This is a genomic window from Amycolatopsis sp. NPDC004368 (genome assembly GCF_053602515.1).
Genome location: NZ_JBSGDT010000003.1, coordinates 210,186 through 232,013, shown reverse-complemented (window position 1 = coordinate 232,013; position 21,828 = coordinate 210,186). Strand labels below are relative to the sequence as shown.

Below are 21,828 nucleotides of genomic sequence, written 5' to 3'. Positions count from 1 at the left end.
TTTCGGTGCCGGCCTTCGAGGCAGAGGCGTTCGCCGCCTTCCGCCGCGGTGAGACCGAGCTCGTGGAGCGGCTCAGCCGCAGCGAGCTCGACCGTGCGCGGGAGGCCGGCGATCTCCCCGGCCAGGTCGACGCGCTGTGCATGCTGGCGCGCGTCGCGGTGCGGGGCGGCGAGCTCGATCGGACGCGCGAGCTCGCCGAGGCGGCCCTGGAGCTGGCGCGCGAATCCGGTGACCGGCGCCTGCTGCGCTCCCCGGTCCACATCCTGGCGGCGGTGGCGCGGTTGGCCGGTAACTACGACACGGCGCGGGCCGGGTTCCTGGAGAGCATCGCGCTGCGCCAGGAGCTCGGGCTCGCCGATCTGGTGGTGTGGGAGCAGCTCAACCTCGGCGATGTCGAGCTCCGGACCGGGCACCCCGAGCGGGCCCGCGAACTCTTCGCCGGCGTGCACCGCCACGCGATCGAGCACGGCTTCGGCGACCTGCTCGCGTACGCCAGGCTCGCCGAAGCAGCCCTGGCGGAAGGCGACGGCGACCACCCTCAGGCGGCGCGGCTCCTCGGGCAGGCAGAGACGGGATTGCGAGCCCGCGGTGAGGTCCCTGATCCGCCTGCCGCCCTTGAAGCCACGGCTTTGCGGGCGCGGCTGGTCGCGGTGCTCGGGCCCAAGGAGTTCGAACGCTGGTACGCGCCGGCTGAGGCGTCTTGAATTCTTTCGCCCGTTTCCCGGGCTTTTTTAGCTTGACCGCCACCCGGCTCGGATCTTGGCGGCGTCCTCGATCCGGTAGAGGACGTCGAGGCAGATCAGTTCTTTTTCCTCGAGCTGCAGCAGCCGGGATTCGGTTTCGGGATCGTCGGGGTTTTTCGCCAGGTTGATGCGCTGCTGCTTGAACGATTCGCGCTGTTCGCTCCAGACGCCGGCGAGGCGGTGCAGGTCGCGCGCCGTGTAGCGCAGGATCTCCTGCAGGCCGGGCACCTCGCGTTCGACGAACCGGCTTTGCAGGGTGCGGACCTTTTCTTCGGCGTCTTCGCGGTGCCGGTTGGCGGTGTCGGCGGCGTCGGTGGCCGATTCCAGTTCGTCGGTGGCTTGGGACAGTTGCTCGAACAGCGACGAGCGCGCCGGCAGGACCATGTTGGCCAGCGAGGTGTTGAGGACCTTCGCGATGGCCACGGCTTCACTGAGCCTGATCGTGCGCATCCCGGTGCTGCCGTCGGCGTGTTTTTCGATGCGGGTGATGGCGGTGCTGTCGAGCTGGATGCCGACCAGCTCGAGCTTCTTCGCCAGACCGGCCTGGGAGACGCCGAGTTCTTCCCGGAGCGCGCGCATGTTGAGGGCGAACGTGCGCTCGGCTTGGGCGCCGATGGCGTCGCCCGGCGCTTCTGGGTGGTCCTGCACGAGGAGCAGTGTAGTGCTTGACGCGCAGCGTTGCTTGAGGCACTCTGGGTGACAGCGGTGCGATTGGAGCACCGTGCTGCACGAGGAGCACTGGAATGGCTGGTGGGGGAATGAGGAGTGGTGATGGTTTCCTGGGACAAGGCTGTGCGCCGGAGGCGTTTCGGCACGCTGCGTGGTGTGCGTACCAGGACGAAGGCAGGCACAGCTGTGTCTCCGGCGCCCCTGACGTCTGCGCGGCCGGCGATCCACCGGCGGTCGTCGCCGCGGCAGCCTGGCGGCCCCCGACCGCCCGGCGTCCCACGGTTCTGCTGTACGTCGAGAACTCCACGGCTTGGGCTGAGATCGAGGTGGCCGCTTCGCGGGCCCGCGACTTGGCCGCGCACCTGATCACTGCCGCGGACCTGATCGAGCCGTTGTGTGGTGCCGCGTGATGCCGCACACGTCGTCCGGAAGCCGCTGGATCCTGGCGTTCGTCGTGCAATCCGGGCGGGTTGTCCCGAGGACGAAATCAGCCGTGACCTCGGCCTGCCGGTGGACTGGGTTCGGTTGCGGTGCCGCGAGCTCGCGGTTAGCGGGTATCTGGGCGAGCGGTCTTGCCGTGGGTGCCGGCTGGGGGAGGGGAGCAGGGTGGGGGAGAGGTCTGGGGTGGGGGAGAGTCCGGGGTGGGGGAGAAGCGTCGGTGGGTCGAAACGGACAAGGCGCGGGCGTGGTACCTCGGCGGCGGAGCGGAGGCCGCAGCGTAAGGGTCGGGGAGGCCGGGAGCGGCCTCCAGCTCACCCTGCATCCGCGCGACGGCCGCCGGCACGTGCACTGGTTCGCGCTTCAGCCCGCGATCACTCCTTCTCGACGCGACCTCGAGTGCCTCCCCGCGGGGCTGTTCGGCGAGACGGACCGGCTGCTGCGGGCGCTGCGGTGCTCGATCCCGATGACACCGAGGTGTGGGCCGCGTTGCCGGGGCGGCTGATCGAAACGCTGGGAGAGGAGGAAGCCAAGCGAAATTAACCGTCCACAGTGGCCGGTGAGATCCAGCTCGCCAGCAGCCGCAGGCGTTCCTCGGAAGGGGAGCCGGGCTCGACGGTGGTGATGCCGAGGGTTTGTTCGGGGTCGTCCACGGGGGTCATGGCTTCGTAGCCGAGGGTCAGCTCGCCGACGAGCGGGTGGTGGTAGTGCTTGACGCCGTGGGTGCGTTCGAAGACGTCGTGGTCGGCCCACCAGCGGCGGAAGTCCTGGTCGCGCAAGGAGAGTTCGCCGATGAGCTCGGCCAGGGCCGGGTCGTGGGGGTGGCGGCCGGCGTAGAGGTGGAGGGTGGCGACGATGCCGCGGGCGGCGCCTTCCCAGTCGGTGTAGAGGGCGCGGACGGAGTCGTCGAGAAAGATGAGGCGGGCCATGTTGCGGGATCGCGGAGGGAGGGCGTCGAAGTCGGTGTAGAGGGCGCTGGCCATGCGGTTGGCGGCGAGCACGTCCATGCGACGGCCGAGGACGAGGGCCGGCACGTGGTGGAGGCTGTCGAGCACGAGCTGCAGGCCCGGGCGCACGTGCTGGGGCGGCAGCGGGCGCGGCCGCGAGCGCGTGGGTTTGGCGAGGGTGCGCAGGTGAGTGCGTTCGAGGTCGTTGAGCTGCAACGCGCGGGAGATGGCGTCGAGCACGGACTCGGAGACGTTGAGGGTGCGGCCGCGCTCGAGGCGGACGTAGTAGTCCACGCTCACGCCCGCTAACTGCGCGACCTCTTCGCGGCGCAAGCCCGGCACGCGGCGAGGGCCGGGGTGCGGGGTGAGGCCCGCGGCTTCGGGGGTGAGCTTCGCGCGGCGCGAGCGCAGGAAGTCGCGGAGTTGCTCGCTCATGAGGCCAGCGTAGGACGGATCGGCGGTACGAGAGGGGGTCTGCTGGACCCCCGGTGGAAGGAGTCCTCTCACCGGGGACACCAACGGTGGTTGCGTAGGAGGTATGAAACGACGTTTTCTCGGCGGGACCGGAATCTCCGTGAGCGAGTACGCGCTCGGGGCCATGATGTTCGGCGCGATGGGCAACACCGACCACGACGAGTCGGTCGGCATGATCCGGGCGGCGCTCGACGCCGGTGTCAACTTTGTCGACACGGCGGATGTGTACTCAGGTGGCGAGTCTGAGGTGATCGTCGGCAAGGCGCTCGCGGGGCGGCGCGAGAGCGTGGTGCTGGCGACCAAGTTCGGGCTTCCCATGGACGACGAGCCGAACCACGGCGGAGCCTCGCCGCGGTGGGTGAAGCGGGCGCTGGAGGACAGCCTGCGCCGGCTGGGCACGGACTACGTGGACCTGTACCAGCTGCACCGGCCGGATCCGGCGACCGACATCGACGAGACGCTCGGGGCGCTGTCCGACCTCGTGCGAGAGGGCAAGGTGCGGGCGATCGGCAGCTCGTTCTTCTCGCCGGAGGAGACCGTGGAGGCGCAGTGGACGGCCGAGCGTCGTGGCCACCACCGGTTCCGCACGGAGCAGCCGCCGTACTCGATCCTCACGCGGGGGATCGAGCAGCGGGTGCTGCCGACGGCGCAGCGGTACGGCATGGGTGTGCTGACGTTCGGCCCGTTGAACTCCGGGTGGCTCTCCGGGCGCGCGGACCCGACGACCGGGCACCGCAGCGCGGGGCGGGGTGCGCAGATGTTCGACCTGTCGCGGCCGGGGGTGCGGGCGAAGGCCGAGGCCGTCGCGGAGCTGACGAAGCTCGCCGCGGAAACGGGGATTTCGGTGCCGCACCTGGCGATCGCGTTCGTGCGGGCGCATCCGGCCGTCACGTCGGTGCTGATCGGGCCGCGGCGGCCCGAGCAGCTGACCGATCTGCTGGCCGGCGTCGACATGGAGCTGGGTGACGACGTGCTCGACCGGATCGACGAGATCGTGCCGCCGGGCGTCGACGTGCACTCGGGCGACTTCTACATCAGCCCCACGCCGCCGATGCTCGACAAGCGGCTGCGGCGGCGTTGATCACTTCGCGGTGGCGAGCAGGAGGCCGATGACCTGCACGGCGTCGTCGAGGCGTGGCTCGCCGCCGAGGAGCTGCGAGTACATGAAGGAGTCGCCGATTCGGATCACGGCCTGCGCGACGGCCGCGGTCGGTGCGTCGAAGCGCAGGCCGTTGCGGTCGAGCAGCTCGGAGAACAGGCGCGTCGCCCGGGTTTCCACCTCGCCGGGTGCCATGATCACCTTCGCGAACAGCACGGGGTCGCGCCGGGCGAGGTCCTTCAGCGGGGCGAGCGTGACGACGGTGCGCATGAACCGCTCGACCACGACCAGCGTCCGCACCAGACCCGGGGGACCGGACACCGCGGCCTCGATCGCGAGGTAGGTCCGCTCGGTGCTGTCGGCGAGCACGCGGCCGAGCAGCTGTTCGTGGTTGCCGACGCGGCGGTACAGCGTCGCGCGGCTCAGGCCCAGCTCGGTCGCCAGGGCCGACATGTCGATGGCTCGGCCGCGCAGGTAGGCCTCGGTCGCCGCGAGGACGACGTCGTCGGTGGAGGGGGAGCCGGCCATCCGCGCAGTATGGCCGAGTCCGCTTGCCAAAACACGCTGAACGTGAGACAAACCCCTTGTCTGTCTCAATGTGGAGGTGCGGTGTGGCCACGGTGACCGGGAGCGGTGGGCAACAGGTCCACTACGTCGACCACGGTGGTGAGGGCCCGGCCGTCGTGCTGCTGCACAGCTTCCTGATGGACGTCGCCATGTGGCTGCCGCAGGTCGAGGCGTTCCGCGGCGACTTCCGGCTGATCGCCATCGACGAGCGCGGCCACGGCGGCACGCCGGCGGACGGGCCGTTCGACTACTGGGACGTGGCGCGCGACGCGCTCGCCGTGCTCGACCACCTCGGCTTCGACCACGCCGCGGTGATCGGCACGAGCCAGGGCGGGTTCATCGGCCTGCGCATGGCGCTGCTCGCGCCCGAGCGCGTGACCGCGCTGGCCGTGCTGGGCACGTCGGCCGACGCGGAGCCCGACGAGGTCGCCGCCGTGTACCGGCAGCTCGGCGAGATGTGGGCGCAGGACGGCCCCGACAACGTGATCGACGGCGTCGCCGCCATCTGCTTCGGCGACGGCTTCGAGGGAGCCGGCGCGTGGAAGGCCAAGTGGCGCGAGCGCACCCGAGGCGACCACGCCCGCCTGGTGATCAACGTGCTCGCCGGTCGCGACAGTCTGCTCGATCGCATCGGCGAGATCCAGGCTCCGGTGCAAGTCCTGCACGGTACGGATGACCGCGCCTACCCCGTCGAGAAGGCCGAACAGCTCGTCGCGGGCCTGCCCAACGCCAAGCCGCTGGTCACGATCGAAGGTGGCGCGCACTTCCTGAGCCTGACCCATGCCGCCGAGGTGAACCCGCACCTCAAGGGCTTCCTCGCCGCCCACGCCGCGGCGAAGTGAACCGGCTCCCGGAGGCGGTGAGCGGGCGCCGTTCCGGCGAAACCCGCCGCGCATTCGGGTGAGGATTTTCCCACCGCTTGCCCCGGCCGGAGCGTCGTGAGACATGTGCCATGCTGATCCCCAACGCGGAGGTGTCGGATGGCTACGGTGACCGTCAACGGTGGGCAGCAGGTCCACTTCATCGACTACGGCGGCGACGGCCCTCCGGTGGTGCTGCTGCACAGCTTCCTGATGGACATCGACATGTGGGAGCCGCAGGTCGAGGCGTTCGGCGCCGACTACCGGCTCATCGCGGTCGACGAGCGCGGCCACGGCGGCACCCCTGCGGAAGCGGACTTCGACTACTGGGACGTCGCGCGTGACGCGTTCGGCGTGCTCGACCACCTCGGCATCGAGCGGGCCGCGGTCATCGGCACGAGCCAGGGTGGGTTCATCGCGCTGCGGATGGCGTTGCTCGAACCCGCGCGCGTGACCGCGCTGGCCGTGCTCGGCACGTCCGCCGAGACGGAAGCCGAGGGGACCGGCACGGTCTACCGGCACCTGATCGCCGCGTGGAACGACAACGGGCCGGAGCAGCTGGTCGACGGCGTGGCCACGTTCTGCCTCGGCGACTACGAGGCCTCGGCCTGGAAGCAGAAGTGGCTCAAGGTTTCGGGCGAGAAGTTCGAGCGGATCATGACGACGCTCGTGAGCCGCGACGGGGTGCTCGATCGCGCCGGTGAGATCCAGGCGCCGGTGCTCGTGCTGCACGGCAGCGGGGACAACGAGTACCCGATGGCCCGGGCCGAGTCGCTCGTGGCCGCGCTGCCGAACGCCGAACCGCTGGTCACGGTCGTGAGCGGCGCGCACTTCCTCAGCCTCACGCACGCCGCCGAAGTGAACCCGCACCTCAAGGCGTTCCTCGAAGCGAACGCAGCGGGCAAGTAACCCACTCGGAGGAGTTTCCGTTCCCCTCTCGACCCGTTAACTGATCAGGTGACACGGGTCACCGCCAGTTCACGGAGAGGTGGGGCGGATGGGTGTGCGCGCGTTCGGGCGTCGGGTGGTGGTTCTCGTGGCGGCCGTGGGGGCGGTGGTCCTGAGCACCGGCACCGCGGACGCGGCGGTGAAGGAACCGACCGGTCCGGTCCAGCCGAACATCATCTCGGCGGCGCTGTACTCGGTGCTGCAACCGACCATCGCGCCACCGGGGGCCAACGACTGGAACTGCAAGCCCTCGGCCGAACACCCCAATCCGGTATTGCTGTCCAACGGCACCACCGCCAACGCGTACGAGAACTGGGCCAACCTCTCGAAGGTCCTCGCCGACCACGGCTACTGCGTGTTCGCCGGCAACTTCGGTGGCTCGCCGGGCAGCTTCCTGCAGACCGTCGGTCCGGTCGCGGGCACGGCCGCGCAGCTCGCGAAGTTCGGGGACAAGGTGCTGGCGGCCACGGGCGCGGCCAAGCTCGACGTCGTCGGCCACTCGCAGGGCGGGATGAACCCGCGCTACTGGATCAAGTACCTCGGCGGCGCCTCGAAGATCGGCAAGGTCATCGGCCTCTCGCCGTCGAACTACGGCACGAGCCTCTACGGCCTGCTCAGCACCCTGCAGGCCATCCCACCGGTGCGTGACCTCGTGGGAATCGCGTGCGCGGCCTGCAACGAGCAGTCCACCGGCTCGGCCTTCCTCACCGATCTCAACGCCGGCGGCGACACCGTGCCCGGCATCGACTACACCGTGATCCAGACCAAGTACGACGACGTGGTCACGCCTTACACCAACGCGTTCCTCAAGCCGGCGCCGAACGTGAAGAACATCGTGCTGCAGGACCTCTGCTCGGCGGACTTCACCGATCACCTGGGCATCCCGTACGACCCGATCGCCCAGCGCGAGGTGCTCAACGCGCTGGACCCGGCCCACGCGCAGACCCCGCGGTGCGTGTTCGTGCCCCCGGTGATCAGCTGATCGGCTGGAACATCACGTGCAGTCCCACGTAGCCGTGCGTGGGGTGGTGGAAGGCGCCCGGCACCGTGCCGATCACGGTGAAGCCGAGTGATTTCCACAGGGCGACCGCGTGGGTGTTGGTTTCGACGACGGCGTTGAACTGCACCCCGCGGTAGCCCTCGGCTCTCGCCCAGTCGAGCATGTGGATGCCGAGGGTGCGGCCGGCGCCCTGGCCGGCGGAAGCGGGCGCCACCATAAAACTCGCGGTCGCGATGTGCGACCCGGGTCCTTCTCGGTTCGGGCCCATCTTGGCCGAGCCAAGAATGTCACCGAAATTGTTGACGATCACCACCGTGCGGCCGGGTGGTGCCGTCATCCAGTAGTCGCGCGCGGCCTGTTCACCCAGGTCACGGGGCAGTGCGTAGGTTTCACCGGCGGCGGTGATCTCGTGCAGGAACGGCCAGATCCCGGGCCAGTCTTCGCTCGTCGCGTCGCGGATCAGCACGAGACGAGGATTTCAGAAGTTGGTACGAACGCGAAGTCTTTTCGTCCCGTTGTGCCATTCCGGTTGTGCAGGCCCGCACCCGAGTGTCACAGTCCTCCCCATGTTCTGGCCGGTCCCTGACACCTGGAAGCCGAGCGACGACGCCGAGTTGGTCGCCGGCTGGCGGCTGTGGCTCGAGTTGAGCGATCGAGCCTGGCCCACCGCCGCGTGGGACGGGACGCCCGCCGACGCGGTCAAGCAACTGCGCGAGTTCCTCGAAGCGTGCGACGACATCGAGACCGTGTACCGCGAGTCCTCCGCGGATCCGTCGGAGGAGTTCGTGCGCGTGATCCAGTCGCTGGCGCTCTGCGCGAGCGCCGTGATCAGCCTGTGGTGGGACGACTTCGCGCCCCTGGACCCCGGCCGCGCGCAGAAGCTGCACGAGGATTTGCAGCGCTTCGCCGCCCACGCGGAGCAGGTGCTCACGCTGCTGGCCACCCACGGCGGGTGGGCCGAGCTCGACTCCGTGCGCCGCCGCCCCGCCTGAGTCCACACGCGACTGTCCCGGCTGCGCCGAATGGCCCAACCAGTGGCTGATTCCGTGTCAGGTGGGCGAAATCCGGGCACTCCCGCCACGGAGGTGTCCGGTGAACGCAGTCAGAGCGAGAATCCCCATCGGCAAAACGCGCAGCAGCCCGACCGCCCAAACGCTCGGCCGCGCCGGGATGGCGTGTTACGGCGTGGTGCACTTGATCGTCGCGTACCTCGCGCTGCGCATCGCCTTCGGTGGCAGCGGTCAGCCCGCGGACCAGAACGGCGCGTTGCAGGAGATCGGCTCGACCGGGTTCGGCCGCGTCGTGCTGTGGGTGCTCGCGATCGGTCTGGTCGCCTACGGGGCCTGGCAGGTGCTCATGGCCGCGACCGGGTACGAGTGGGTACGCGGCGGCAAGCGCCTGCGCAAGCGACTCGGCTCGGTCGGCCGCGCGATCGTCGTGTTCGCGCTGGCGTACAGCGCGATCCGGATCGCGGTGGGCGCCGGCTCGGCCGCCGGTAACCAGCGCCAGCAAGAGGTGACGGCGAAGTTGCTCGCGCTGCCCGCCGGACCCGCGATCGTGGTGGTCGCGGCGTGCTGCGTGGCCGCGATCGCCATCGCCGCCGGCGTGAAGGGTGTACGGCGCTCTTTCCTGGAAGACCTCGACACCACCGAGCTGGCGCGGGCCACCCGGCGCTGGGTGGCCCGCCTCGGCACCGTTGGCTACCTGGCGAAAGGCGTGGTGTTCGCCGTGGTGGCCGTGCTGCTCGCGTACGCCGGCCTGCGCGCCGACGCGCGCGAAGCCGGCGGCCTCGACGCGGCGCTGCGAACGCTCGCCGGGCAGCCCTTCGGCACGGTGCTGCTCACGATCGTGGCCTTGGGCCTCGCGGCCTTCGGCGCGTTCTGCGCGGGGGCGGCGTGGGCCCACCGGCGCTGACGCTCAGCGTGGCCGGTCGCACCCGCTCGAAACTCTTGCCGAAAGGTGTGGCGTCATCCGTGCTGCTCGGGTACGCCGGGCAGCGCGCCGACGCCTGGGCGGTCGGCGGGCCTTCGCAGGAGGGCTTCGGCTCGGTGGTCAACGGCTCGGTGGTCAACGGCGCGGTGCTCATCGGCGCGGTGCTCATCGGCGCGGTGCTCAACGGCGCGGTGCTCAACGGCGCGGTGCTCATCGGCGAGTGGGGCTCGGCGCGTGCGGCGCCGAGGCGGCCTGCGAACGTCGGCGGTGGCACCTCACTTCGGCCGGTATTCGGCGAACTCGCTGAAGAACACCCCTTCACCCTGGGACAACGCCGGCAGCGCCTGCTCGAACTCGCGCACCGACGCGGCCGGGATGGTGCCGGTAACCGTGCACGTCGTGGCCGTGAACGTGGGCTCGGCGGGGATCGCGCGCAGGTCCACGAGATTGCGCAGCACCCCGCTCACCGCGGTGGCCGGGGCTTCGACCTCGAAGCTGTGCACGGGTTCGTGCACACGGGTGCCGGCGTCGCGCAGGGCGGCGGTGAGGGTGAGGGCGGTGAGGCCGCGGAAGTCGGACGCCGTGCTGAGCGGCGGGAAGAAAGCGGCGGTGGTGAGGGTGACCACGCAGTCGATCACCGGGCGCGGGCGGTGGCTCAGCTGCTCGCGCACGGTGTCCTCGACGGCCTTGTGGAACGCGAGTGGCAGTGATCCGAGCTCGACCTCGATCCCGTAGCGGACGCCGGACGCGGGCGGGCCGGGTTCGACGCGCAGGCCCACAGTGGCCCAGAAGAACACGCGGTCCTCGGGGCGGCGGTGGCCGATCGCGTGGCCGCGCCCGAGCGGCCGTTCCACCAGCAGGGTGCGGGATTCCTCGAACCGGGCGGCCAGACCGAAGTCCTCGGCCAGCGTCGAGCGGATGACTTCCTTCTGCACTTCGCCGTAGAGCCGCAGGGAAACCTCGTGCTCGTGGCGGCGGACGCTGATCAACGGGTCCTGTTCGGACAGTCGTTCGAGCGCCGTGTAGAGGGCCACGGCGTCGTCCGGGTCCACGGGGCGCACCACCGTTTCCAGGCTGGGCGGGGCGAAGAACCCGGGGGCGGCCGCCAGGTCGGCGGGACCGAGCTGGTCGCCGATCCGGACGTCGCGAAGGCCCCACACCCGGGCGACGTCCCCGGCGCACGCCGTGGCGTCGACCGGGGTGGCGCCGTGTTCGTACACGCGCACGGCGGACGCGCGGCCGGTCAGCTCGGTGATCGTGCCGTCGGATTCGCGGCGGTGGAAAGGGATCGGCTGCCGGGGGCGCAGCGAACCCGATCGCATGCGGACGTACGCGATCTTCTCGCCGGCATGGCCACGTTCGATCTTGAACACGGTGGCGCACGGCTCGCCGGCGTCCGTGCGATCGAAAGCGGGGAACAGCGAGCGCACCCGGGAGCCGAGCGCGGCAACGCCGGAACCCGTGATCGCGGAGCCGAAGACCACGGGGTGCACGGCACCGCGCGCGACCTGGCGGACCAGGGCCGCGTGGTGGTCGGGGTCGCGTCCCTCCACATAGGACGACAAGAACTCGTCGTCGTCGGCCAGTGCCTCGGTCAGCTGGTCGCCGGGTGGCAGCGGCACGGGTTTCGCCTGCGGGGTGCCGATTCCGGTCACGGTGTCCAGCGCGACGCATCGCGGGGACAACCGCGTGCGCAAGGCGTCGAGCAGCGCGGCTTCCTGCGCGCCGGGGCGGTCGATCTTGTTCACGAACACCAGCACCGGGAGGCGCAGTCGCGCGAGGGTTCGCATGAGCACGCGAGTCTGCGCCTGCACACCCTCCACGGCGGACACCACGAGCACGGCCCCGTCGAGCACGCCGAGGGCGCGTTCGACCTCCGCGATGAAGTCGGCGTGGCCGGGGGTGTCCACGAGCGTGAGCCGGTGCTCGCCCGTGGTCACCGCGACGACGGCCGACTTGATGGTGATGCCACGGCGGCGTTCGATCGCCAGCGAGTCGGTCTGGGTGTCGCCGGAATCGACGCTGCCGAGGTGGCCGATCACGCCGGTCTCGAAGAGCAGGCGCTCGGTCAGGCTGGTCTTACCGGCGTCGACGTGCGCGAGAATGCCAAGGGTAAGGGTCTTCATGTGCGGGTGAGGTCCTCATCGATGCGATGGACAGGCCGAACTGGGGTCGGTCGGACTGTCGGCGCATCGGGGTCTCCTCACGGTCGCGAGCTGGGAAGACGGCACCATACCGCTCGGTGACGAACGCGTACAGCGAGTATTTCCCGGTGCCTGTCGGTTTCCTGTCGATCACTCGCCGAAGCGGGCCTCCGCGATGCCGGTCGACCTACTGTGGGCCGGGACAGGGAGAAGATCACCGACCGGGGAGCCGGGAATGGACACACGAGTCAAGGACATCGCACTGCTGCTCGGCCGCATCGGCGTGGCAGTGGTGTTCTTCGCCCACGGCCTGCAGAAGTGGAACAGCGGCGTCGACGCGACCTCGAGCTTCTTCAGCCAGGTCGGCGTGCCGCTGCCCACGGTCGCGGCGGTTTTCGTGATCGTGCTGGAGGTCTTCGGCTCGATCGCCTTCGTCGCGGGCTTCCTGCTGCCCGTGATCGCCCTCGGCTACGTCGTGGACATGACGGGCGCGCTGCTTTCGGTCCACGCCCCCAATGGCCTCACGGGCAACGGCGGCTACGAGCTCGTGCTGGTGCTCGGGCTGGCCGCCCTCGCCCTCGGCTTCAACGGCGGCCGCCTGTCGCTCGACCACGTGCTGTTCTGGCGCAAGCGCGAGGCTCGGTCGGCCGAGCTGCAAACCGCCTGACGCTCGTCAGCCGAGGTCGGTCGTGGTGCGTTCGGCTTCGCGTTTGCGGTCGAGCTTCGCCGGGTCCGCGTGCGTGATCTGCACGAGGTGGGCGCTCGCGGCCAGCGGAACCAGGAAGCCGTCGAGCACGCCCTCCGGAACGGTCCAGTCCAGAGTGGACAGAACGCGGTCGGCTGCCGACAGGCCGAGCTTTTCCGCCCGCGCCCGCGCCTCGGCGAGCACCTCGTCCACAGTGGACGCGCCGAGGGCGGGGGTGTCACCGGGGATCGGCGACAGCGGGGTGAACTGGTCGCCGGACATGCGGGCCTCGGTGAGGTAGTCGAGGGCGCCGCCGGGCGGGGGAGCGGACAGGCCGCGGCCCATCGGGTCGAGCGAGACCACGGCGACCGCCGGGGCGTCGACCGAAGCGTCCGGACCGATGAACACCACGCGCGCAGCGGAGGACGAGGGGACGACGCGGGCGCCGCACCACCAGGCGCCGAGCAGGATGCCGGCGGTCTGCCAGTGGGCGGGCAGCTGCACGGCGACGTCGTCGCCCGGCTCCACGTCGAACTCGTCGACGAGCCAGTTGGCCGTCTTCGCGGCCCAGTTGAGCGTGGTCGCCACCGACAGCTCGACGCGGCTGCCCACCTGGTCGTCGTAGTGCGTGATCAGCGGTTTCGCGGGCGAGGCCAGCAGCGGGCGCAGCAGCTGTTCGGTGAGACTCATGTCCTCAGGCTAAGGACCTCAGTCGACGCACGGCACGCCGGGGAGGCCCGACTGCAGCTGCGCCACCGGGGCGCCCGCGGCCGCCCCACCGCCGCCCGTAGGCGCGCGCCCGACCAAACCGGCCACGAACTTCTGCACCGCCGCCGGGTCGATCTCGACGATGCTCTGCCCGTCGGCGCTGCGGCCGTTGGCGGTGATCACCGGGATGGTCGTGAAGTTCAGGTCGCCCGAGGCCACGCCCTTCACCTGCTGCGCGAAGTCGAGCACGTCGAGCCCGTCGTCCAGGGTGATCGAGCGGTGCACGGCGTCCATGAGGTTGCCCATCGTCGACGGGCTGGTCAGCGTGCCCGCCGAGAGCACCTGGTGCAGCGCCGAGGACAGGAACGCCTGCTGCCGCACGATCCGGTCGAGGTCCCCGTGAGGCAGGTTCTTGCGCTGGCGCACGAAGGACAACGCCTCGCCGCCCGACACCTTCTGCACGCCGCGGCGGAAGTCCGCGCCCGAGTCCTTGTCCGACGTCGCGTGGTTCAAGCACACCTGCACGCCGCCGAGGGCCTCGGTGAGCAGGTAGAAGCCCAGCAGGTTGATCTCGGCGTAGTGGTCGACGCGGATCTTCGTGAGGTCCTGCACGGTCTGGACCAGTACGCGCCGGCCCTCGCTGTCGGAGTCGCGCTCGATCTTCGCCTGGTCGCGCTCGCCGCGGGCGCGCTCGGCGTCGGCGAACTTGGCCTTCGCCACGCCGTACGCCGAGTTGATCTTCGACTGGCCGCGGCCCGGGATGTCGACCCAGCTGTCGCGCGGGATAGAGACGCCCGAGGGTTTGCTGCCGTCCTTTGGAAAACGCAGCAGGATGATCGTGTCGGTGTTGATGCCCGCCTTCTCCTCGGTGCGCAGCGACTTCAGCATCCGGGCGGGCAGGGGGTTGCCCTGCGCGTCGGTGCGCGCGTCGCTGCCGACGAGCAGGATGTCGGTGGCGCCGTCGTCGGCGGGCGGGGCCGGCGGTTCACCCGCGCGGGGGGTGAGGACGTCGGTGGTGGGGACGTTGCTCTGCAGCTGGTCCTTCGTCACGTACGCGTAGCCCGTGGCGCCCAGCGCCAGCACGGAGACGAGGCCGAGCGCGATTCGCCGGGTGACCCGGCCGGCCCGGCCGGGACGGACACGCGGTGTCCTGACCGTGGGCTGCGGCAGGTCCAACCGGGGGTGGGGTGACGGCTTCCACTCGTCGGACTCCGAAGATTCGTCACTGTCCGAGGCGGCAGTGGCGGTCTCGACCACCTCGTCCGGCTCGGCCGCGGATGCGGCGGCCGGCACCGCGGCATCGGTCCGGTCCGGCTGGTCCTCGTTCTCGTCTTCGCGCTCGTCGTGCTCGTCCACCCCAAGTACCTCCCCGTGTGCCAGCCTAGAGGCCGCCCCCGACCGCCACGCTGCGTGCCCGACTCTAGTTGACGCAGGGCACTCCGCCGGCCGTGATCGGCGGAGCGGGTGGCACCGGAGGTGTACTGGACCTGGTTGGCGTAGTGCCGGTGGGCGTCGACCCGGAGCCGGCACCCGCCGAACTGCGGTCCTTGCCGAGCAGCACGCGCACGTGCCCGGCGGTGACGTCGGCGTCGGGTTCGGCCGTGAGGTCGCCGCCGAGCGCCTGGCGCACGAGCGCCGGCGCGGCCTCATCGGCCGGGTTGTAGCGCAGCACGGTGCTCGCGCGGGTGGAGAGCTTCGCGTCGCCCGCCAGCTTGAACCCCTTGCCCTGCAACAGGGTGCGGGTCTGCGTGGCGAGCTCGGCGCCGCTGCCGTCGAACAGCTCGACGGTCACCGCGTCGGCGCCCGGCAGCGTGGCGGGGGTCGACGGTGTGCCCGGCGGGGTGTCGGGTTTGCCGTCGGAGGTGAGCCGGTCGACTTCGGCCCGCACCTGCGCCGGGTCGACACGCAGCACGTCGGCGCCGCCGATCACCGCGTTGCCCTGGGTGGGGATGGTGTGGAACTCGACGTTGCCGCCGGTGAGCCCGCGCATCTGCTCCGCGAACTCCGTGAGGTCCCAGCCCTCCGAGAGCACTACGGACTTCTTCACGGCGTCGACGAGCTGCGCGATCTTGACCGGGTTGGCCAGCACGTCGCCGGAGAGCACCTTGTTGGCCAGCCCCGAGAGGAACGCCTGCTGGCGCGCGATGCGGTCGAGGTCGCCGCCCGGCAGGCCGTAGCGCTGCCGCACGAACGCGAGCGCCTGCACGCCCGAGATGGTCTGGCGCCCGCCCGGCAGGTCCACGCCGGACTTCTTCTCCTTCACCGGCGCCTTGAGGCACACGTCGACACCGCCGATGGCCTTGGTGATCTCGTAGAAGCTCGCGAGGTTCACCTCGGCGTAGCGGTCGATCATGCCCGGCTTGCCGATGAACTTCTCCAGCGTGGCCACGAGGTTCTTGCGGCCGGCGACCTTCGACTTCTCGTCGACGTCCTTGAGGTCGGTGTCGCCCTGGTTCTGCAGCGTCTTGAACGTGTCGTTGTAGGCGTACACATACGCGCTATTGAGCTTGTGCTTGCCGAAGCCGCCGGTGATCTCGACGTAGGAGTCGCGCGGGAACGAGACCGCGATCGCGTGCTCCCCGTTCTGCGGGATGTGCACGAGGATCATCGTGTCGGTCTGCTTCTCGCCGTCGGCGATGCCGGCGTGGAGCATGTCGAGGACCTCGCGCGGCAGCGGGTTGCCCTGCGCGTCGGTGCGGCTGTCCTGGCCGACCAGGAGGATGTCGACGGCGCCGTCGAGCGGTTTGGCGTGCGCCTCGGGCTCGTCGAAGATCTGCGTGGTCGTGAACCCGTTCTGCGGGTCGCCGATGAACTGCCAGCCGTACCAGGTCAGCGCTAGGACCACGACCGAGAGGATCGAGACCACGACCTTGCCGCCGCGGCGCAGCACCACGAGTGCTCCGCGGCCGTGCGCTGCCGGTATCCGGCTCGCCGGCAGTGGTGACCCAGGCCACTCGGTCACGCGTTCCTCCCCCACCCATGCCCCTGGGGCACCGGGGTGCCTCAGGCAGACTCTACCGAGTCCCGGGTGAGTCCTCCGTAGTCTGGTGGTCGGATTGCCCGGTCGGGCACAAGCAGCGGGCACGAAGGGTGGAGAAGGATGCGAGTCCTGGTCACGGGCGGTGCGGGGTTCATCGGATCGCACTACGTCCGGCAGGTGGTTTCGGGTGCCTACCCGACGCTGCGTGACGCCGAGGTCGTGGTCCTCGACAAGCTCACCTACGCGGGCAACGAGGCCAACCTCGACCCGGTCGCCGACAGCCCCCGACTGCGGTTCGTGCGTGGCGACATCTGCGACGCCCCGCTGGTCACGGACCTGATGCGCGGCATCGACCTGGTGGTGCACTTCGCCGCCGAGTCGCATGTGGACCGTTCGATCCTGGGCTCGGCCGACTTCGTGCTCACCAACGTGCTGGGCACCCAGACCCTGCTGCAGGCTGCGCTGGAGGCGGGCGTCGGCAAGTTCGTGCACGTGTCCACCGACGAGGTCTACGGGTCCATCGCGGACGGTTCGTGGTCGGAAGACCACGTGCTGGAGCCGAATTCGCCGTACTCGGCGTCGAAGGCGTCCTCGGACCTCATCGCGCGCTCGTTCTTCCGCACCCACGGGCTGCCCGTGTGCGTCACGCGGTGCTCGAACAACTACGGGCCGTACCAGTTCCCTGAAAAGGTCATCCCGGTCTTCGTCACCAACCTGCTCGACGGGCTGAAAGTGCCCCTCTACGGCGACGGGCTGAACGTGCGCGACTGGCTGCACGTCGACGACCACTGCCACGGCATCCAGCTCGTCGCCGACGGCGGGCGCGCCGGCGAGATCTACAACATCGGCGGTGGCACGGAGCTCACGAACCGCGAGCTCACCGGCCGGCTGCTCGACGCCGTGGGCGTCGGCTGGGAACGGGTGGAGGCCGTGGCGGACCGCAAGGGCCACGACCGGCGCTACAGCGTCGACATCACCAAGATCAGCTCCGAGCTCGGTTACGCGCCGCGGGTGTCCTTCGAGGACGGTCTGGCGGGTACGGTGCGCTGGTACGCCGACAACCGCGCGTGGTGGGAGCCGCTGAAGGGCCGCGCCGCGCTCGGCACGTCCTGAGGTTTTTTCGTGCGTTTCGTGTGGAGGTAAGACGGTGCGGCTCGCTCTGCTCGTCCCCGGCGGTTCCGGCCAGCTCGGCCGCGACCTGGCAGCGCTCGCGGGTCCCGAGGTCGAGGTGGTCGCGCCGGCTTCGGCGGAGCTCGACGTCCGCTCGGCGGGCGAGGTGCTGCGGGCGCTCGACGCGCTCGTGTCCCGTGCTGCCGAGACGGGTGCCGCCCCGGTGGTCGTGAACGCTGCGGCCTACACGGCCGTCGACGCGGCGGAGACCGACGAGGTGCGCGCGTTCGGCGTGAACGCCGACGGGCCTCGCGTGCTCGCCGCGGTGTGCTCGTCGCGGCGGGTGCCGCTCGTGCACGTGTCCACGGACTACGTGTTCCCCGGCGACGCTTCGCGGCCCTACGAGGTCGACGACGAGCTGGGGCCGAAAAGCGCGTACGGGCGGACCAAGGCGGCCGGCGAGGACGCCGTGCTCGGGTCGGGGGCCTCTGCCTGGGTCGTGCGCACGAGCTGGGTCTACGGCAAGCACGGCGCCAACTTCGTGAAGACCATCCAGCGGCTGGCGGGGGAGCGTGAGCAGCTGACCGTGGTGGACGACCAGCTCGGGTCGCCCACGTGGTCGGCCGATCTCGCCGCCGGGCTCGTGGAGCTGGCCGGCCGGATCGCCGCCGGGGACGGTCCCGCGTCGCGGGTGCTGCACTGCACCGGCGGCGGCGAGGTGACGTGGTGCGGGTTCGCGCGTGCGATCTTCGAGGAGATCGGCGCGGACCCCGAGCGCGTGCGGCCGTGCACCACGGAGGAGTTCCCGCGCCCCGCGCCGCGGCCGGCGTATTCGGTGCTGTCCAACGCGTCCTGGCGCGAGGCGGGGCTGACGCCGTTGCGGCCGTGGCGAGAAGCGCTCGCGGCGTACTTCTCGGAGTGAGCTACCGGTTCGCGGCGCGGCGGTAGGCCTCGACGGTGAGGGTGGCCGTGTTGCGCCACGTGAAGCTCGACGCGTGGGTGCGGCGCGCCGTCGAGGTGGCCGTGGCGTGGGGGTCTTCCACGGCTTGGCGCAGGGCGGCGACGAGACCGTCGACGTCGTCGTAGGGCACGAACGTGGCGCAGGGCCCACCGACCTCCACGAGCGCCGGGATGTCCGTGCACACCACGGGCACGTCGGACGCCATGGCTTCCAGCACGGGCAGGCCGAAGCCTTCGTCGCGCGAAGGGAGCACGAGCGCGGCCGCGCCGGCCACCACCGTCCTCAAGTCCACATCGGACAGATAACCCGTCTGTCCCGAACGCGGCAGGCGCGGGAACGGGCCGGGACCCGCGAACACCAGCGGCGGCAGGTCTTCGGCGGCGGCGTGGGCGCGGGCCAGCCAGTCGAGGCCCTTGCGCGGCCCGGCGGCGCCCGCGAACAGCAGGTACTTGCCGGGCAGACGCAGTTTCGCGCGCTGGCCGTCGTCCGGCGGCCGGGCGGTGAACCACGCCGGGTTGACGCCCAGGGGAGTGACCACGACCTTGTCGCGGTCGACGTCGAGCCGCTCGGCCACGGAGTCGGCGACGGCGGCCGTGGGCGTGCAGATCACGTCGGCCCGGTGGGCGCCGCGGCGGACCAGCTCGGGCAGCGTGCGGTCCGACGGCGCGAGCTCCTCGGGGACGTCGAGGAACGCCAGGTCGTGGATGGTCAGCACGCCGGCGGCGCGGAACCGGCCGGGCAGCACGAAGTTCGTGCCGTGGACGACGTCGGTGGGGCCGGCGAACAGCTCGACCGGAGGCAGCTCGGACCGCAGCCACGCGCGGCGCAGCAGCCGAGCCGGCACCGGCATGCCCCGGGCGCGGGCGCCGTGGGGCAGCACACCGCGCAGCTTTCGCCAGCCGCGCAAGGTGAACGCCACGGCACGAGGGTCCACTTCGGACATCGAAGCGAGCTCTTCGCTCAACGCCGCGGTGTAGCGCCCGATTCCCGTGCGGGAACCGAGCAGTGGGGTGCCGTCGAGCAGCACGCGCAGCGGGCGGTCAGCCACGGCGCAACCGTTGCCGGGCGACCTTCACGACCCGGCCGCCGACGCGGCGGGCCAGCTCGCTCGGGCCACCCTGGGCGAGGTACTCACGGACGAGGTCGACGTCGCGGCGGACCATCGCCGTGCCGCGGACGGGGGCGGTGCTCGTGAGGTCCGCGGTGCCCGGCAGCCGGTCGGCGGCCGGACGCGGGTTGCGGCAGAACTCGACCAGCGGCTTCAGCGCCTCCGGCCACGCGTACCGCCGCGCGACCTCGGCGATGCGCTCGACGCAGCCGGCCGCGAACTCCTCGTCGTAGAGCGCCTTTTCGAGCGCCGCGGCCAGCGCCTCGGCGTCCTCGGCCGGCACGACGACCCCGAGCCGCTCGGTGCGCACCAGGTCGGCGAACGCATCGCCGTCGGTGGTGACGATCGGCAGGCCCGCCCACAGGTAGTCGAGCACGCGGGTGCGGAACGCGAAGGTGGTCTCGACGTGCTCGTAGTGCGTGGTCACACCGCAGTCGGCGTCGAGCAGCCAGTTCTGGCGCTCGCCGTAGGGCACCCACTGCTCGTTGAAGAACACGTGCTTGTCCGTGAGGCCGAGCGAATCGGCCAGCCGGATCGTCCGGGCGCCGATGTCCATCTCGGCGACCTCGGGGTTCGGGTGCTTCATACCCAGGAACACGAGCCGCGCGTCGTCCCGGTTCCGGCGGAGCAGATCCACGGCGCGGATGAGCGTGAGCGGGTCGAACCAGCTGTACACGCCGCCGGCCCACAGCACCACGCGGTCGGACTCGCCGAGCCCCAGCGACGCGCGCAGGCCGGGGCCGGTGCGCACGGGTGCTTCGGGGGAGAGGCCGAAGGGCACCACGGCCAGCAGCGACTGCGTGGTCGGGTCGGCGTCGTAGAGGCGCGGCGAGAGCCGGCCCAGTGCGGCGAGGTGGCCCAACCAGAAGTGGCGCTGCCGCTCCGAGGCGCAGAGGAAGAAGTCGGCGCGCTCCAGTTGGGCGTCGAGCACCCTCGTGACGCCGGCGAGGTCGAGGGCGCGCTGGTCGTCGGCCACGCCCTTGCCCTGCTCCAGCAGCTCGAGGTGCATGGGGTCGTAGACGTCGGCGACCACGATCTTGTTCGCGTGCTGCTTCTTCAGCGTCGGCGCGAGCTCCAGCACGTGACCCTGCAGGATGATCACGTCGGCCCACTCGACGGGGGCGTCGAGGTCGCGGAACTTGCCCGAGCTGATCCGGAACGCGGCGGGCGGCGGCGAGAGCAGCGGGTTGGTGGTCATCAAGTGCACGTCGTGCTCGGTGGCGAGCGTCGAGGCGATGTTCCACGCGCGGATCGCCGGGCCGGCCATGCGCTCGGTGATCGAGTCGCCGGTGAGCACGAGGATCCTGCGCCGCTGGCCGAACGCCTCCTCGATGCCGAAGGCTTCGACGAGGATCTCGTGGGCGCGCAGGTAGTCCGGCAGCGGGTACGCGGGCTCCAAAGCCTTGCGCAGCAAGGGAAGCAGGTCGGCGTCAGTGCGCACGCGCGCGGCCTGCTCCTCGGCGCGCGATTCGGCGAGCGAGGGCATCAGCTCCACGAACCGGTCGATCGCCAGCACGCCCGCGAGCGTGGTGCGCGGCACCGCGACGTCACCCGTCTCGACCGGCCCGACGCCCTTCTCGAGGTTGAGCTGCTCGGGGTCGAGGCCGCCGCGGGCGGTGGCGCGGCGCACGGCCAGCGCGAGCGCCGCGGGCAGGGCCTTGGCGAGCGACTCGTCGGAGAGGTTCTTGTACAGCGCGGCGAGGGCGTTGCGTTCCAGCAGGAAGGTCTCGCGGCCGGTCTCGGGTGCGTCGACGGTGTTCATCGTGCCGTGGTGGCGGTGGTAGGCCAGTGATTCGGGCACGTACCGCACGCGCCAGCCGCGCAGGTTGAGCCGCCAGCCGAGGTCGACGTCCTCGTAGAACATGAAGAAGCGTTCGTCGAAGCCGCCGAGCTCGGCGAAGACCGAAGCACGCACGAACATCGCCGAGCCGGTGCCGAAGAGCACGTCCTTGGCCACTTCGCGCTCGGCCTCGGGCACGTCGGCCAGCGGACTGCCCGCGTGGCGCTTGTAGCCCATGCCGAACCAGGTCAGGCCGGCGTCGACGAAGTCGGTGCCGGTGCCTTCCCAGTCGACGACCTTGCTCGCCACCGCGGCGACGGTGGGCTGCGCCCGCAGCTCGGCGACGGCCGCGGAGATCCACGCGGGCCCCGGGCGGGCGTCGTTGTTGAGGAAGGCGAGCACGGTGCCGTTCGCGTTCTTCGCGCCGAGGTTGCAGCCCCCGGCGAAGCCGCTGTTCACAGGCGACTCGATCAGCGTCGCGCCCGGCACGGCGGCGCGGATGCGCTCGGCGTCGTCGCCCCCGGAGGCGTTGTCGACGCAGATCAGCTCGACGTGCTGGTAGCCCGGTTCCGTCGACAGCGCTTGCAGGCAGGTGATCGTGTCTTCGGCGCCGCGGTAGTTCACCACGATCACCGAGACGAGCGGATGCGGTTCCCCCAGCGCCAAAACGAGCTC

General features: G+C 70.9%; 20 protein-coding genes. 10 read left to right on the top strand and 10 right to left on the bottom strand.

The genetic code is table 11. From position 1 onward, the window contains the following. The first annotated feature begins 5 nt into the window (after positions 1 to 5). Entirely contained in the window at positions 6 to 704 is a 699-nt protein-coding gene (locus tag ACWEOE_RS07115) for a tetratricopeptide repeat protein (RefSeq protein WP_452005084.1), read from the top strand. Between the two features lie 27 nt (positions 705 to 731). Here ACWEOE_RS07115 and ACWEOE_RS07110 read toward each other — a convergent pair whose 3' ends face one another. Together ACWEOE_RS07110 and ACWEOE_RS07105 are read right to left on the bottom strand one after the other, a co-directional pair. Beyond that, on the bottom strand, positions 732 to 1,391 hold the full coding sequence (locus ACWEOE_RS07110; protein ID WP_452005080.1) for a helix-turn-helix transcriptional regulator: 660 nt from the start codon (positions 1,389 to 1,391) through the stop codon (positions 732 to 734). A gap of 998 nt (positions 1,392 to 2,389) precedes the next feature. Beyond that, positions 2,390 to 3,232, bottom strand: coding sequence for a helix-turn-helix domain-containing protein (locus tag ACWEOE_RS07105; protein WP_452005078.1), 843 nt, complete (start codon positions 3,230 to 3,232; stop codon positions 2,390 to 2,392). 103 nt (positions 3,233 to 3,335) lie between these two features. Between ACWEOE_RS07105 and ACWEOE_RS07100 the strand changes: the two genes are divergently transcribed. Further along, positions 3,336 to 4,352 (top strand): aldo/keto reductase, encoded by a 1,017-nt coding sequence (locus tag ACWEOE_RS07100; RefSeq protein ID WP_452005076.1) that lies wholly within the window; start codon positions 3,336 to 3,338, stop codon positions 4,350 to 4,352. On the opposite strand, the gene ACWEOE_RS07095 is transcribed toward ACWEOE_RS07100, so the two are convergent. After that, positions 4,353 to 4,898: a QsdR family transcriptional regulator gene (locus ACWEOE_RS07095; RefSeq protein WP_452005074.1), complete on the bottom strand. Its 546-nt coding sequence runs from the start codon at positions 4,896 to 4,898 to the stop codon at positions 4,353 to 4,355. 83 nt (positions 4,899 to 4,981) lie between these two features. On the opposite strand from ACWEOE_RS07095, the gene ACWEOE_RS07090 reads away from it, so the two are divergent. The 3 genes from ACWEOE_RS07090 to ACWEOE_RS07080 all read left to right on the top strand — a co-directional run bounded on the left by ACWEOE_RS07090 (position 4,982) and on the right by ACWEOE_RS07080 (position 7,727). After that, complete coding sequence (locus tag ACWEOE_RS07090) at positions 4,982 to 5,779, top strand: alpha/beta fold hydrolase (protein ID WP_452005071.1); 798 nt, start codon at positions 4,982 to 4,984, stop codon at positions 5,777 to 5,779. 138 nt (positions 5,780 to 5,917) lie between these two features. Beyond that, on the top strand, positions 5,918 to 6,706 hold the full coding sequence (locus tag ACWEOE_RS07085; protein WP_452005068.1) for an alpha/beta fold hydrolase: 789 nt from the start codon (positions 5,918 to 5,920) through the stop codon (positions 6,704 to 6,706). 88 nt (positions 6,707 to 6,794) lie between these two features. Next, complete coding sequence (locus ACWEOE_RS07080; protein WP_452005066.1) at positions 6,795 to 7,727, top strand: esterase/lipase family protein; 933 nt, start codon at positions 6,795 to 6,797, stop codon at positions 7,725 to 7,727. Here ACWEOE_RS07080 and ACWEOE_RS07075 read toward each other — a convergent pair. Beyond that, positions 7,720 to 8,211, bottom strand: a complete 492-nt coding sequence (locus tag ACWEOE_RS07075) for an N-acetyltransferase family protein (protein ID WP_452005063.1) — start codon at positions 8,209 to 8,211, stop codon at positions 7,720 to 7,722. The genes ACWEOE_RS07080 and ACWEOE_RS07075 overlap by 8 nt on opposite strands. A gap of 100 nt (positions 8,212 to 8,311) precedes the next feature. On the opposite strand from ACWEOE_RS07075, the gene ACWEOE_RS07070 reads away from it, so the two are divergent. Both ACWEOE_RS07070 and ACWEOE_RS07065 read left to right on the top strand, forming a co-directional pair. After that, a complete protein-coding gene (locus ACWEOE_RS07070; RefSeq protein WP_452005060.1) occupies positions 8,312 to 8,737 on the top strand; it encodes a hypothetical protein in 426 nt (141 codons plus the stop codon). Between the two features lie 100 nt (positions 8,738 to 8,837). Then, positions 8,838 to 9,659, top strand: a complete 822-nt coding sequence (locus tag ACWEOE_RS07065; protein WP_452005058.1) for a DUF1206 domain-containing protein — start codon at positions 8,838 to 8,840, stop codon at positions 9,657 to 9,659. Between the two features lie 293 nt (positions 9,660 to 9,952). Here the strand turns inward: ACWEOE_RS07065 and ACWEOE_RS07060 are convergent, their stop codons facing one another. After that, positions 9,953 to 11,803: a GTP-binding protein gene (locus tag ACWEOE_RS07060; RefSeq protein WP_452005055.1), complete on the bottom strand. Its 1,851-nt coding sequence runs from the start codon at positions 11,801 to 11,803 to the stop codon at positions 9,953 to 9,955. A gap of 253 nt (positions 11,804 to 12,056) precedes the next feature. On the opposite strand from ACWEOE_RS07060, the gene ACWEOE_RS07055 reads away from it, so the two are divergent. Further along, entirely contained in the window at positions 12,057 to 12,488 is a 432-nt protein-coding gene (locus ACWEOE_RS07055; RefSeq protein WP_452005053.1) for a DoxX family protein, read from the top strand. A 6-nt stretch (positions 12,489 to 12,494) separates the two neighbouring features. On the opposite strand, the gene ACWEOE_RS07050 is transcribed toward ACWEOE_RS07055, so the two are convergent. The 3 genes from ACWEOE_RS07050 to ACWEOE_RS07040 all read right to left on the bottom strand — a co-directional run bounded on the left by ACWEOE_RS07050 (position 12,495) and on the right by ACWEOE_RS07040 (position 16,176). Further along, positions 12,495 to 13,196, bottom strand: a complete 702-nt coding sequence (locus ACWEOE_RS07050) for a TIGR03089 family protein (RefSeq protein WP_452005051.1) — start codon at positions 13,194 to 13,196, stop codon at positions 12,495 to 12,497. Positions 13,197 to 13,214: 18 nt separating this feature from the next. After that, positions 13,215 to 14,570 carry an LCP family protein gene (locus ACWEOE_RS07045; protein WP_452005048.1) on the bottom strand — a complete coding sequence of 452 codons (1,356 nt, stop codon included), beginning with the start codon at positions 14,568 to 14,570 and terminating at the stop codon, positions 13,215 to 13,217. Positions 14,571 to 14,634: 64 nt separating this feature from the next. After that, entirely contained in the window at positions 14,635 to 16,176 is a 1,542-nt protein-coding gene (locus ACWEOE_RS07040; RefSeq protein WP_452005046.1) for an LCP family protein, read from the bottom strand. A gap of 138 nt (positions 16,177 to 16,314) precedes the next feature. Between ACWEOE_RS07040 and rfbB the strand changes: the two genes are divergently transcribed. After that, a complete protein-coding gene (rfbB, locus tag ACWEOE_RS07035; RefSeq protein ID WP_452005044.1) occupies positions 16,315 to 17,307 on the top strand; it encodes a dTDP-glucose 4,6-dehydratase in 993 nt (330 codons plus the stop codon). Between the two features lie 34 nt (positions 17,308 to 17,341). Further along, complete coding sequence (gene rfbD, locus ACWEOE_RS07030) at positions 17,342 to 18,226, top strand: dTDP-4-dehydrorhamnose reductase (RefSeq protein WP_452005042.1); 885 nt, start codon at positions 17,342 to 17,344, stop codon at positions 18,224 to 18,226. 1 nt (position 18,227) lies between these two features. On the opposite strand, the gene ACWEOE_RS07025 is transcribed toward rfbD, so the two are convergent. After that, complete coding sequence (locus ACWEOE_RS07025) at positions 18,228 to 19,313, bottom strand: glycosyltransferase family 4 protein (protein WP_452005039.1); 1,086 nt, start codon at positions 19,311 to 19,313, stop codon at positions 18,228 to 18,230. Then, positions 19,306 to 21,819 carry a glycosyltransferase gene (locus tag ACWEOE_RS07020; RefSeq protein WP_452005036.1) on the bottom strand — a complete coding sequence of 838 codons (2,514 nt, stop codon included), beginning with the start codon at positions 21,817 to 21,819 and terminating at the stop codon, positions 19,306 to 19,308. The genes ACWEOE_RS07025 and ACWEOE_RS07020 overlap by 8 nt, the downstream gene beginning before the upstream one ends. Between the last annotated feature and the right edge of the window lie 9 nt (positions 21,820 to 21,828).